The sequence below is a fragment of the Streptomyces alanosinicus genome (genome assembly GCF_014650595.1).
In the GTDB taxonomy this organism is placed as follows: domain Bacteria; phylum Actinomycetota; class Actinomycetes; order Streptomycetales; family Streptomycetaceae; genus Streptomyces; species Streptomyces alanosinicus.
In genome coordinates this window covers 1-12,946 of record NZ_BMVG01000032.1, presented here as the reverse complement: position 1 = coordinate 12,946, position 12,946 = coordinate 1, and the positions used below count along the sequence as shown (strand labels likewise).

Below are 12,946 nucleotides of genomic sequence, written 5' to 3'. Positions count from 1 at the left end.
GTTTGCGTGGCGTACAGAGGCATGTCCAAGGACAACGCGCGCAAGCTGGCCGCCGCACTGGACGTCGCCGATGGCGCACTCTCCATCCAGGGCCCGCTGGTGTCCGGAATTCTCGCCAAATGGGAAGGCGACCAGGGAACGCTCCAGCGCATTCGGCAGGACGCTTCCTGGTCCCGCGATCAGGCCAAGGACGTGCGCCGTCGGCTCGGAATCCTGGAAGCGGACCCGAGCGCCGAGCTCATGTTCATCGGGCTCACCGGAGTACTCAGCACCTGGCAGGACTACCAGGCGCACAAGGGTCAAATCGGTGAGTACATGGACGAGTTCAAGGAAGCCAAGAAAAATGTGACGACGCCGCTGCGGCTCACCAAGATCGCCTCGGGCATCGAGGCCTCCCTCCAGCTGTATCAGCGCTGGTCCCAGGGGCAGAACGTCACCGGGGCCAAGGCGGTTCTTGAACTGAACAAGTACTTCGGTATCACGGGTGACCGGCTGAAGCTGAAGAACATCGACTACATGCGCGAGCTCCTGAAGCTCCAGAACGTCGAAGGGCTTTACCAGCAGCCGTGGAAATGGCAGCAAGGTCTCCGCGCCTTCCTCACCACCAAGCTGAGGATCCCCCTGCCGGCCAAGCTGCTCGCCCAGGGGCCCGGGCTCAGCATCCTTGACCGCGTCGGCCTGCCGCTGGCCGTCCTCCACGGGGTCAAGGAGATGGCCGTGCCCGACCACAAGGGCGCGTTGGGCGGGGTCGACCGAGGCATGGGATTCGTGGAGGCGGGTGGCGCCGGAGCGGTTCTGGGGGGAGCGGCCACGGCAGAGGCCCTCGGCGCCGGCGCGACGGTCGCGGCGGCGGTCCCCGTGGTCGGCTGGGCGGCTCTCGGTGTGGCCGGCGCCTACTTCATCGGCACGTGGGCGTGGGACAACAGAGAATCGATCAAAAACGCGGCCAAGAGCGCATGGCACGCGACGACCAAGTGGGCCGGGGACGTGGCGGACAAGGGCGAGGAGATCGTCAACGGCGCCAAGAGCGTGGTCACGAATCTGGTCCCCGACAGCATCAAGAAGTACAAGTTCTGGTAGGAGACGGCCCCGATGGAATCAAAGGACCTGTTCGGTGTGCCGTGGGAGCAGCGCCTGAACCGGAATGCCCCTCCGGCACCAGTTCCTGCGTCCACGGGACGCCGCTACGGGGCGGCAGTCATCGACGGCACACTGGCGATTGTCTGCGCCGGCATTTCCGGGCTGCACCATGTGCTCGGCCTCCCGGCGTCGAAGGTGCTCCCGCTCACCGACGGGACCCTGTGGCTTCGGATCTTCTCCGTCGGAATCGGCGTCTCCCTGATCAACCACGTCCTGCTGGTCCTGCTGTTCCGCTGCAGCCTGGGCAAGCTGCTCGTCGGTACCCGTGTGGTCCGGCTTTCGGACGGGGGCCGGCCGCGGCCGTGGCAGCTCTTCGGCCGATGGATCGGTGGCATTGCCTACGGCCTCACCATCCTGCCCATCGGATTCATTCTGGGCGGCAGCGATGCGCCTCCACTCGATTTCGCCGGGGTACGCATCGTGACGACCGTGGGCACCCGTACCGGACAGGCCTGACGGAAGCTCGCGTGCGGCTTCCGAAACGGCCGCATGACCTCCAACGACTCAAGGACTCGGCATGGCACACCCCGAACTCGACATCGAGCTGGAGAAGTTCCGCGAACTCGTCGGCAAGGCACTCGCAGAGGGCGGAACCCAGCCGCTCATCAGGCTGACCGACGAGGAACTCGCCGTACTGGATCCCAGCGGGCTCGACGACGTCGTAGCCCCGGCACCGCACCTGGCCACGCTCTCGGCAGAGCAGCGCGAGTGGGTACTCGCGACAGCGCTTCGCTCCCTGGTCTCCCGGGGCGCGGTGGAGGTCGCCAACATCGCCGAACTCGACGCGGTCCTGCGGTCCGAGGGCACCGAATCGCCTCTCACCGCAGATGTGGACATGCGGGTCACGCCGGAGGTCAGCATGGCGCTCACCCTGCGGCGCACGGCCGCGCGGGCGCTCGCCGTCGAACAGCAGACGTCCGGTGGCAGCGTGACGGCCTTCGTTTTCGTGCATTCCCCTGAGCTGATGCTGATCGAGCAGGTCACCGGTGGCGGAATGCACATCTTCACGCTGACCGGCACAGCGCGTGACGCGGCGAGGATCGTCCAGGCCCTGGTGGACCCGTTCGGTACGGCCGGCCGGGACGGAGACGCCCTGCGGCTCGACCCGTCGGCGCTGACGACCGACACGGTGGACGGCAGACTGGCCTCGGTGATCGACCGTGCTCTGGTGGTGAGCCAGCTGATCGTGCTCGCCGACGCACCGGGCCCGCTCCTCACGGCCTACGCGACCGACCGCGAGGTGTGGACGGTCAGTGTGGACTCCCCGCACGCCCCGACCGGCATCACGGCGCAGGCGGTCAGCGAGCGCACCCTGGAGCAGCGCATCATCGATCTGATCGGACAGCCGACCGCGTGAGAAAGCGTCCTTGGAGAGAGCCATGAGCGACCGCGTCGAAGAGTGCAGAAAAGATCTCAACAACATGAAGAGGTTCGCGAACGAGATCGACAAGGTACTGGACGCGGTGGACGCGGCGTCCGGTACCGATACCTGGCAAGGCCCTGCCGCCGACAGCTTCCGCTCGGAATGGAACGGCAGAAGGAAAGCGATCCACGATGCCCTGGACGCGGCACGGGGGCAGTACAACACGATCCTGCAGCGCGTACAGGACGAAGAGAACAAGAAGAAGACCGGTTCCACGAAGTAGGGGGCCTGATGGCTGATGTGAACTCACTCGTCTACGAAGCGTACTTCGTACGAACCCCCTTCCAGTTGCTCAGCGGCATGAAGTGGAAGAAGCTGGTCGCCCTGCGCGTCGACGGGGAAGGAGTGCTGCTCGGCGGTGCTCCGGCGCGCTATGAGCGCCAACTCGCCTTTGTGCCGTGGCACGACATCACAGCCATCGTGGTGTGGCGTCAACTCACCGCTGGGAACGGGATCAACTACATCGGGGTGCAGCGAAAGCCCGGAGCACCTGCTCTGCCGGGGATGAACAGCGGCGTCAGCCAGGAGACGGCTGCACAGCTGGTTCCGCATGTCGACTACGAGTTGTTCCTGGCGAGCCGTCCCATCAATTTCTGGCGGCTCGACCCGGAAAGGCTCCAGGCCGCGGTGGACGCGTTCGCCCCGCAGGTCCCCGTACTTGTCTATTCCCAGCCGCACGCGTCATGAATACGTGGACGGCCGACCTCCCCGTTCGTTTGTTAGCATCTGGCCGCAGTGCCTGCCGGCCGATCGACTACGGGGTTGACATGGGAAGACCGGACGAACAAGGCGAAACACCAGCGCAGTTGACGAAGCGGGCAGAGGACCTGCGCGAGTGCGCCCGCAAGGCGCGGACCCTCGCCGGGTCGCTGGGGCCGTATCTCGACAACGTGGTGACGCAGGCGACACCCACCATATGGAAGGGCCCGTTCGCGGAGGCATCCACCACCGCACTCGGTGCCCGCAAGGGCTCACTGCACTCGATGGCCAGTGATCTGATGGCCGACGCCCGGCGCTGGGAGACCGAGGCACGCAACCTCGACGAGGAAGCGGCCAAGGCCAAGAACGACAAGCCGGGCGGGTGAGCTGATGCCGTTCGCCGGGTTCGACATCCCGAAGATCCGCAGCCTCGGGGGCGATCTGAAGACACTGGGCGACAACGCGGGCAAGCTGCACAGCGACATCTCCGTGGTGCTGACCCAGGCCCAGAGCCTGCTCGGCGGGAAACCCGCCACCACGAGCCCGGCCCTCGAACCGCTGGTCGGCAACCCCTTCTCCTTCTGGCCTTTCGGCGGCAGCACCCTACCGGGGTCACTCGGCCGCGAGCTGCACGACATGTCCGACTCGATCACGCGCCGCTGCAACCAGCTGGAGAAGTGCAACGAACTCCTCGCCAAGGGGTACGCCATCGACCCCGCGGTCGCCTTCGCCGACGAGAACGCCCCGGACGAGAAGAAGATCACCACCGCGCTGGCGGACATCGCCGCACTGGACGGCAAGGACTTCGGCGACGACGGCAACCGTGACGATCTGGACAAGGTCAAGGACGAACTCAATGCCCTGACCCCCGCCGAACTCGACGCCTTCCTCGACAAGGTCCCCGCCGAGGACCTCCGCCGCTACGGCGACCTGGCGAAGAAGACCGACGACAGCGGCATGTGGTGGTGGGAGTCCCACGACGGGATACCCGACGACCAGTTCCGCGATCACTTGAGCACGCTGCTGAAGGAGGCCGGGCCCTCGCACTGGCCCAAGTTGGAGGCGGCCTTCCCGGGAATCCAGCCGGGATTCGACACCACCGACGCATGGCTCCAGGGATACAACTCCCAGCTGAACCAAGGCGTGAACGGCATGCACTACGGCATGCCCACCGACCCGTTGTTCGCCACCCCTGGCAAGGTCGACCCGTCGAGCATCTCTCAGGGCCAGTTCGCGGACTGCTGGTACATCGCGTCCATCACCGCCACAGCCCAGGCGAACCCGAAGTTCATCGCCGAGGGAATCAAACAGAACCCCAACGGCACGGTGGACGTGCGGATCTGGGACAAGGGCGGCAATCAGCACTGGGTCACGGTGACGCCGGACCTTCCCATGGACGCCAACGGCAACCTGGTCTCCGCACACGGCCAGGGCGAGACCTGGCCCGCGTACTACGAGAAGGCGTTCGCCTTGATGTACGCCGGTGACAAGGGCGGAACCCCGGACAACCATGTGGGGGACAAGCTCTACGACCGTGCCGAGAAGGGCGATTACGGTGCCACCGAGTGGGACCAGACCGACAAGGCCCCGCCGTACGTGACCGGTCACGACTCCAAGTCGCTCGACAACAACTTCGACGACATCAAGCGATCCTTCGAGTCGCACCATCCGGTGATCCTCGCCACGCCGTCCAGCGACGAGCTGAAGAGCAGCGGCCTCGACCCGAACTGGCAGCAGGGGTACGTCACCCGGCATGTCTTCTACGTCAAAGGCTTCGACAGTGACGGGACAATGATCCTGGGCAACCCGTGGGGGCCACCGAGCGGCCAGGACATCCGTGTCTCACCCGCGGACTACCAGAAGTACTTCAACAGCCCGCAGGAACTCCAGGGGACCGGATGAGCAGAGCACGAATCGCCGCAGTCGTTCCGTGTCTGCTGCTGGCCGCCTGCGGCACATCGGGAAGCCCGACGGCCGACCCGACGCCGTCGTCCACGACGCGGTACACGCCGCCGCCGGCCGACAAGGGTCCCGAGTGCGAGGGCGACAAGGCCGCCAGAGGTCTTCATGTGCTGCGCGGCGCGTCGGCCTCTCTGCCCGGCGGCACGCGGGTGCAGTACGCGAACGCGACCGCGGACGGCAAGCATCGCACGGCCGAGCTCGCCGTGGGCACGGCGCGGCAGACCGTGCGCCCGGCCCAGAAGGCCACGCTCGGCGGGCGCGCGTACACCGTCTCGCAGATCTGCACGTACCGCGTGGTCCTCACCGCGCCGGGACTGCCTGCTCCGACGCACAAGGGGAAACATATGCCCGTCTGGCCGACCACGTACGAAGGTCACTGGCGCCTGCGCTGGCACGTTCCGGACAACGGACCACAGGGCATGGGTGCCGTGGTCACGGACATCGAGAGCGACCCGCTGAGGGCCACGATCAGTGCCGCAGGCTCCGGGTCCCACGCTTTCTACGACAACCTCCGCCCCGGTGCCACGGTCGAGATCGCCGGCAAGCTCTGGAAGGTCGCGACCATCGACGCCGGACATATGAACGTCGAGACGAACTCGCCGGACTTCAGGGCGGGATACGTGGACTTGCAGCAGCTCGGAGACGCCTAGCAGGTCTTGGCGGAACGGGCCGGCCGGTCCGGGTAGCCTCAGCGGGCATGTCAACGTGGCGGTGCCACGCGTCCCAGGGAAGGAACACGGTCCATGCGCGTGTCCGTGACGGTGATCCGGCAAGGCACGGATCCACAGGACGTCATCCTCGACTTCGGCGAGGACGCGACCGTCGCGGAGGTGGCCAAGGCGCTGGCCCCCACGGACGCCCCCGTCCCCACCACCGTCACCGCGCTGCCGCACCATCCGTACGACCGCCGGTCCGGCGGTGCGGCGCAGCCCACCGCACCGGGTCTGTGGGCCGACGGGCGGTACTGCGAACTCGACGTCCGGGCGGGCGACGTACTCCGCGACGGCATGCGGATATCCGTCGACGACGCGATCGGACCCTTTCTGCGGTCGGGTGAACCCTCCGGGCGGTACGAGTTGCGGGTCACCGCAGGGCCCGGCGCCGGCCGGGTCGCCCGGCTGGCCGCGGGTGTGACCACCATCGGATCGGCGCCTGGTTGCACGGTCACCGTCCCCGATCCCCGCCTCCCCCACGAGGCGCTGCGCGTGAGCGTCGCCGTCGACGGCCGGGTCACGCTGACGCCGGGAGCGGCGGGCACGGAGGTACGTCTCGACGGGGAAGCCGTCGCCGGTGAGCGCGAGTGGCCGCGGGGCGCGCTCGTCGCCTGCGGCAGCTCCCTGCTGGTGCTCGACCATCCGGTGGAGCCCGACGCGCATCTGGCGCCGATGGGAGAGGGCGGACTGGCCTACAACCGCCCGCCGCGGCTGACTTCGTTGCCGCCGCGGGCGCGGCTGGTGGTTCCGGATCCGCCCGGCAGGGCCGAGCGCCACCGCTTCCAACTGATCGCCTCCCTCACCCCGTTGCTCTTCGGGGTGGTCATGTACCTCATGACCAAGCAGACGTACACGCTGCTGTTCTGCCTGATGAGCCCGGTGATGATGGCCGGCGAATGGGTCAGCCAGAACCGCGAGGGCAAGAAGAAGCACCGCACCACGATGAAGGAGTACAAGGCCCAGAAGGCCACGTACGACGAGGACCTGGCCCGCCTGTGCGTCGCGGATCAGCGGGCCCGGCGGGACGCCTTCCCGGACGCGGCCTCCCTTCTGCTGTTCGCGACCGGACCACGGCGCCGCCTGTGGGAGCGCAGGCTCACCGATCCCGACGCCCTGGAACTGCGCGTCGGCGTCGCCGACCTCCCGGCGAACATCGAGCTCGCCGGCTCTCGGACGTACAGCGACGAGGGGCCGCCCGCACCGCCGCTCGTCCACGATGTACCGGTCCCGCTGCCGTTCACCGAACTGGGTGTGGTGGGTCTGGCCGGAGCGCGCTCCCAGGCGCTGGCCGGCGCGCGCTGGCTGACGGTCCAGTCAGCCGTCCTGCACAGCCCGCGGGATCTGTCGGTCGTGGTGTTCTCCTCCGCCCCGGACGCCGGGGACGCCTGGAGCTGGGCACACTGGCTGCCCCACACCGCGCCGCGCGACGGACAGGACTGTGTCTCCCTCGTGGGCACGGACTCCGAGACCATCGGGCGACGCGTCACGGAACTGCTCAACGAGCTGAATCGCCGCAAGGAGGCCGCCACCCCGGCCGCCGCGATGAGTCAGCTGCGGCCCGACCCGCACGTCCTGATCGTGCTGGACGGGGCCCGGCTGCTCCGCCGGGTGCCGGGCGTCCCCCAACTGCTGCAGGAGGGGCCGCTGTACGGCATGTTCGCGCTGTGCGTGGACGAGGACGAGCGGCTGCTGCCCGAGGAGTGCCGCGTCGCGATCGGCTGGCCGATGGGCTCCGCCGACCGTGTGGTGCTGCGCGGTGCGGGGCTCGACGCGCTGGGTGAGGTGCTGGCCGACCAGGTGTCCCGCGAGTGGTGCGAGCTGGTGGCCCGCTCGCTGGCCCCGGTGCGGGACGTCAGCCGCGACGACGCGGACAGTGCGCTGCCGTCGGCGGCGCGCCTGCTGAACCTGCTGCAGATGCCCGATCCGACGGGCGCCGCCATCGAGCTGATGTGGCGGTCCGGTGGTGCCTCCACCCGCTTTCCGGTCGGCGTCGGGGCCGAGGGCACGTTCTTCCTCGACCTTCGGATGGACGGCCCGCACGGGCTCGTCGCCGGCACCACGGGTGCCGGTAAGTCCGAGCTGCTGCAGTCCCTCATCACCTCACTGGCCGTCCACAACCGGCCCGACGCCCTGAACTTCGTCCTGATCGACTACAAGGGCGGTGCCGCGTTCCAGGACTGCGCTCGGCTTCCGCACACCGTCGGCATGGTCAGTGACCTCGACGCGCATCTGACGCAGCGCGCGCTGGCCTCGCTCGCCGCCGAGCTGAGGCGGCGCGAGGAACTCCTGCTCCGCGCCGCGCCCGCGAAGGACATCGAGGACTACACCGACGCGCGGCGGCTGCGGCCCGAACTGGAGCCCATGCCACGCCTGGTCATCATCATCGACGAGTTCGCCGCGCTGGTCGCCGAGCTGCCCGACTTCGTCACCGGTCTGGTCGACATCGCACGCCGAGGGCGTTCTCTCGGTGTCCACCTCATTCTCGCCACGCAGCGTCCCGCGGGCGTCGTCAGCCAGGACATCCGCGCCAACACGAACCTGCGCATCGCCCTGCGCGTGACCAACCGGGACGAGTCCGCGGACGTCATCGAAGCCCCGGACGCCGGGAGCATCGCGAAGTCCACCCCGGGCCGGATGTACGTACGCTCGGGAGCGAACGCGCTGGTGGCGGTCCAGTCCGCACGCATCGGCGGCCGGCGGCCCGGGCAGTCGTCACGGCCGGCCGTCGGCCTCGTCCCACTGCCGTGGAACGCGGTCGGCCGTCCCCTGCCGAAGGCAGCCGACGACGGCGACGACGGCACCCTGGTGACGGACCTCGCGGTGCTGGTGGACGCCATCGCGGACGGTTCACGCCGGATGGGCTTCGGCGAACCGCACAGGCCGTGGCTGCCTCCGCTGCCCGAGCACATCACGGTCGCCGACCTGAGCGTGCAGGCCGGTCCCGCACACGGTGACCTGCCGCCCGCCGTCTTCGGCGTCATCGACGTCCCGACCCGCCAGGCCCGTTCTCCGCTCACCCTCGACCTGGTGAACGGCGATCACCTGCTGATCGTCGGCGGTCCCCGCTCCGGCCGCTCCACCGCGCTGCGTACGCTCGCCGCCTCCGTGGCGACGACCACGTCCCCGTCCGACGTGCACGTCTACGGCATCGACTGCGGCGCCAACGCCCTCCTGCCGCTGACCCGGCTGCCGCACTGTGGCGGCGTCGTCACCCGTGACGAGTCCGAACGCCTGGTACGACTGCTGGGCCGCCTCCAGGGCGAGGTGACCCGGCGCCAGCAACTCCTCGCCCACCTCGGTGTCTCCAGCGTCGCCGAACAGCGGGCATCGGCCCAGGGCGAGGACAGGCTGCCGTACATGGTGCTGCTCCTCGACAGCTGGGAGGGCTACATCTCGACCTTCGAGAACTACGACTACGGCAAGCTGATCGAAGCCGCCACCCGGCTCTTCCGCGAGGGCCCCGCCGTCGGCCTCCGCGTGGTGATGACCACGGACCGCAGCGGCACGACCGGCTCCGTGACCAGCTCTTTCGGCGAGCGGCTGATCCTGCGGCTCACCGACCCCGACGACTACGGCATGGTCGGCATCAACCCACGTTCCGTGCCCAAGGACATGCCGCCCGGCCGCGCTCTGCGTCTCACGGACGACGGCGTCCAGGAATGCCAACTGGCCCTGCTGGCCGCCGACCCGGCCGGCAAGGCCCAGGTGGAGGTACTGCAGCAGATCGCCGCCGAGGCCACCCGCAGCCACCCGCGGCCGCCGCGACGGCTCCGCCCGATGCGGGTGGACGCCCTGCCCATCCGGTGCGGCACCGGGGAAGCCCTCGCCCTCGACCCAGAGTTCGCCCCCGCCTCGGACCTGTGGGCCCTGGTGGGCGTCGGCGGCGACGAACTGGCACCGCTGGGCGCCGATCTGTCGGAGGCCGGCCCTGGCTTCGTCGTCGCGGGTCCGCCGAAGTCGGGCCGGTCGAGCACACTGATCACGATGGCCCGGTCGCTGACCCGCCGCGGCCTGCCCGTCGTCCTGGTCACCCCGAAGCGCTCACCGCTGAAGAACCTGGAAGGCGAACCCGGCGTCCTCGGCGTCCTGGCCGGCGACGCCTCCCGGCAGGACCTCACCGACCTTCTGTCGCAGGTACCGAACAAGCGGTACGCGGTCCTCGTGGACGACGCGGAGCTGCTCTACGACTCCGCGCTGGCCGAGGGGCTGGAGGAGGTCGTCCGCAGCGGACTGGACGGCGACCACGCCGTCATCGCGGCCGGTTCGGCCGAGTCCCTGGGGTCCCAGTACCGCGGCTTCGTGGTCGAGGCACGACGCAACCGCCTCGGCCTGCTGCTCGCCCCCACCCCGGACGCCGGCGAACAGCTCTTCGGCGTCCGTCTGCCCCGCACGACCGCGGCGGGCCCCGCGGGCCGGGGCATCCTGGTCCAGGGCGGCTCGGTGACTCAGGTACAGGCGGTCATCGATGACTGAGAAGGCCTGACACTCCCACTGGTGCGGGCCCGGCCCGGAGCGGCCGTCCGGCTGAACTCGGCGAGGGTTCCGGGGCGGCGGTGCCGGTACGCGAAGACTGCCGAAGGCTCGGGCGAACGCATTGGCTAAGCTGCGGCATCCGTGGTCATCCGGGCGTATGACGAACGCTCGATGGTGGAGACAGGGGGCGGTTGTGGAGCCGTTGCGGCCGGAGGATCCGCGCGTGCTCGGGGCGTACCGGATGATCGGACGGCTCGGGGCAGGCGGGATGGGCCGTGTCTATCTCGCGCGCAGCGGAGGTGGGCGTACCGTCGCGGTGAAGGTCGTACGGGCCGACCTGGCCGAGGACGGCGAGTTTCGGCGGCGCTTCCGGCATGAGGTGGCGGTTGCCCGGGCCGTCTCCGGGCCGTACACCGCTCCGTTGGTGGACGCGGACACCGAAGGACCGCTGCCCTGGTTGGCCACGACGTACGTGCTCGGCCCCTCCCTGGAGGACGTGGTCGACCAGCATGGTCCGTTGCCGGAGACAAGCGTGTGGGCGCTGGCCGGCGGGTTGGCCGAGGCACTGCGGGGCATCCACGGAGCGGGGTTGGTGCACCGGGATCTCAAGCCGTCCAACATTCTCCTGACCGCGGACGGGCCGCGCGTGATCGACTTCGGTATCGCCCGGGCCATCGACGGCGAACGCCTCACCAGCACCGGAATCGTGGTGGGTTCACCCGGCTTCATGTCGCCGGAGCAGGCCATGGGGAAGGTGGTGGGGCCCGAGGGCGACGTCTTCTCGCTCGGCGTCGTCCTCGCGTTCTCCGCCTGCGGACTGATGCCGTTCGGGGTGGGCGCCGCAGCGTCGCAGCTGTACCAAGTGGTGCATGAGCAGCCGGATCTGAGCGGAGTGCCGGAGGCGCTGCGGGCACTGGTCGCCGCATGTCTCATCAAGGATCCGGCGCGGCGCCCGACGCCCGGGCAGATCGCCGACGGCGTTGCGCGCCTGGGGTTCTCGGTCGTGCCCGGCGCCTGGCTGCCGACGCAGGTGACCTCGACGATCGCCCAGCACGCTGCTCGGATCCTCGACCTCGACACGCCGGCGGAGGGCTCCGCCCCTGTTCCGACGGCCGGACCGTCGTACACGCCGACGCAGTTCGTTGCGCCGTCGGGCGGCCTGGCGGGCGCCGAGTCCGCCGGCGGAACTCCTTCGCGACGGCGGTTCCTGACGGTCGCGGCCACCGTCGGGTCGGTGGGTCTCGTAGGCGGCGGAGCCGCCTACGCGCTGATACCCGACGGCAGACGGACGCCGAAGCCCGGCCCGACGGGCAGCGGCTCACCGACTCCGCGGCGTACCCAGTGGCCGGGTGGTGTGGCGCCGGCGATGTGGGCGTACACCGACGGCGACCCGAAGAACTCACTCGTGGCCGTCTCCGGAAGCACGGTGATCCTGCCGCAGGTCCCGCCGGTCGGTCTTGCCGTGGGCACGGGCCGACGCACGTGGTCGGGCTCGGGCACCTTCGGTTGGCCGACAGGCCTGATCCCCATGCTGGTGACCGCGCGTGCCTTTGTCGCCCTGGACCAGAAGTCACATGTCACCCAGGTGGACCCGGCCACCGGCAGGCCGACGTGGCAGTGGCCCAAGCCGTCGAACCTGGCCGGCATCGCCACGTTCATCGCCGCGGATGACAAGGCCGTCTACGTCTTCGGTTCGGGCAGTCCGACCACGGACGGCCCCGACCCGGGTCCCGGCAAGCGCCGTACGGTGCTGCTGAGCATCGACATCGGTGCCAAGCGCGAACGCTGGCGCGTACCGCTCGACGGGAAGAAGCCAGTCACCGTCTCCTTGGGCACCTTGTCAGGCGGCCATCTCGTCTATACCGACGACGCCACCAACACGTTGAGCGTCCGCGACACGGCCGATGGCCGCCTGGCCTGGTCCGCCGCCATCGAGGAGGGGGCCACCCTTCCCACAGTGGACAACGGCACCGTGTTCGCCTCCGGCTGGCACGTCGTCGCCTACGCCCTGGCCACGGGCAAGAAGAAATGGTCGGCACTCAGCCACACTTCGGACGGGACTTTCAGCGCCCCACGGGTCAGGGACGGTGTGCTGTACGTCAGTGACGGCCGAGCCGTACACGCTCTCGATGCCTCCGACGGGCGGCAGATCTGGTCGCGGAACATAGACGGAGGCACCAACGGCACCGATCTGGTGGTGACCGACACCGGTGTGTACGTCACCAGCGACGATCAGACCAATGGCGTGTACGCACTGGACCGTCGAACGGGGAAGGTCGTCTGGAACTTCCGCACCAGCCAGATCTCGACGACCGAGGGCCTCTGGGAACTGGCCGACGGCGGCAGGTGCATCGTCGCCTGCATCGCCGGGCATGTCTTCGGTCTTCCCGGTATCTGAATATCGGCCGCGGAATCAGACACCGCCGTGAACGCGCCGCACGTTCAGATATCGCCCAGGGAAACGGCCCGGGGGGGATGGATGTTCTGGTGGTTGGTGTGCGCGGCCTGGTGAGCCTCGTGCAGCAGGTCCACGATC

General features: G+C 69.1%; 10 protein-coding genes. All 10 read left to right on the top strand.

Features of this window, described 5'->3' with window-relative positions:
• Positions 1-21 precede the first annotated feature (21 nt).
• The 10 genes from IE277_RS36355 to IE277_RS36310 all read left to right on the top strand — a co-directional run bounded on the left by IE277_RS36355 (position 22) and on the right by IE277_RS36310 (position 12,808).
• Positions 22-1,080, top strand: a complete 1,059-nt coding sequence (locus IE277_RS36355) for a hypothetical protein (protein ID WP_229882230.1) — start codon at positions 22-24, stop codon at positions 1,078-1,080.
• A 36-nt stretch (positions 1,081-1,116) separates the two neighbouring features.
• Positions 1,117-1,596 (top strand): RDD family protein, encoded by a 480-nt coding sequence (locus IE277_RS36350; RefSeq protein ID WP_189958025.1) that lies wholly within the window; start codon positions 1,117-1,119, stop codon positions 1,594-1,596.
• Positions 1,597-1,657: 61 nt separating this feature from the next.
• Entirely contained in the window at positions 1,658-2,497 is an 840-nt protein-coding gene (locus tag IE277_RS36345) for a hypothetical protein (RefSeq protein WP_189958024.1), read from the top strand.
• 22 nt (positions 2,498-2,519) lie between these two features.
• The gene (locus tag IE277_RS36340; protein WP_189958023.1) at positions 2,520-2,786 is read left to right on the top strand and encodes a hypothetical protein; all 267 of its coding nucleotides are present in this window, start codon (positions 2,520-2,522) and stop codon (positions 2,784-2,786) included.
• 8 nt (positions 2,787-2,794) lie between these two features.
• Positions 2,795-3,250 carry a hypothetical protein gene (locus IE277_RS36335; RefSeq protein ID WP_189958022.1) on the top strand — a complete coding sequence of 152 codons (456 nt, stop codon included), beginning with the start codon at positions 2,795-2,797 and terminating at the stop codon, positions 3,248-3,250.
• A gap of 119 nt (positions 3,251-3,369) precedes the next feature.
• Complete coding sequence (locus tag IE277_RS36330; protein WP_229882229.1) at positions 3,370-3,648, top strand: hypothetical protein; 279 nt, start codon at positions 3,370-3,372, stop codon at positions 3,646-3,648.
• A 4-nt stretch (positions 3,649-3,652) separates the two neighbouring features.
• A complete protein-coding gene (locus tag IE277_RS36325) occupies positions 3,653-5,164 on the top strand; it encodes a C2 family cysteine protease (protein WP_189958020.1) in 1,512 nt (503 codons plus the stop codon).
• Positions 5,161-5,874, top strand: coding sequence for a hypothetical protein (locus tag IE277_RS36320; protein WP_189958019.1), 714 nt, complete (start codon positions 5,161-5,163; stop codon positions 5,872-5,874). The genes IE277_RS36325 and IE277_RS36320 overlap by 4 nt, the downstream gene beginning before the upstream one ends.
• Before the next feature lie 93 nt (positions 5,875-5,967).
• The gene (locus IE277_RS36315; protein WP_189958018.1) at positions 5,968-10,410 is read left to right on the top strand and encodes a type VII secretion EssC family protein; all 4,443 of its coding nucleotides are present in this window, start codon (positions 5,968-5,970) and stop codon (positions 10,408-10,410) included.
• A gap of 223 nt (positions 10,411-10,633) precedes the next feature.
• Positions 10,634-12,808: a serine/threonine-protein kinase gene (locus IE277_RS36310; RefSeq protein ID WP_229882228.1), complete on the top strand. Its 2,175-nt coding sequence runs from the start codon at positions 10,634-10,636 to the stop codon at positions 12,806-12,808.
• Positions 12,809-12,946 lie beyond the last annotated feature (138 nt).

Coding starts and splice junctions, on each gene's coding strand:
- IE277_RS36340 (WP_189958023.1), top strand. CDS start 2,520: ATGAGCGACCGCGTCGAAGAGTGCAGAAAAGATCTCAACAACATGAAG.
- IE277_RS36345 (WP_189958024.1), top strand. CDS start 1,658: ATGGCACACCCCGAACTCGACATCGAGCTGGAGAAGTTCCGCGAACTC.
- IE277_RS36315 (WP_189958018.1), top strand. CDS start 5,968: ATGCGCGTGTCCGTGACGGTGATCCGGCAAGGCACGGATCCACAGGAC.
- IE277_RS36355 (WP_229882230.1), top strand. CDS start 22: ATGTCCAAGGACAACGCGCGCAAGCTGGCCGCCGCACTGGACGTCGCC.
- IE277_RS36320 (WP_189958019.1), top strand. CDS start 5,161: ATGAGCAGAGCACGAATCGCCGCAGTCGTTCCGTGTCTGCTGCTGGCC.
- IE277_RS36325 (WP_189958020.1), top strand. CDS start 3,653: ATGCCGTTCGCCGGGTTCGACATCCCGAAGATCCGCAGCCTCGGGGGC.
- IE277_RS36335 (WP_189958022.1), top strand. CDS start 2,795: ATGGCTGATGTGAACTCACTCGTCTACGAAGCGTACTTCGTACGAACC.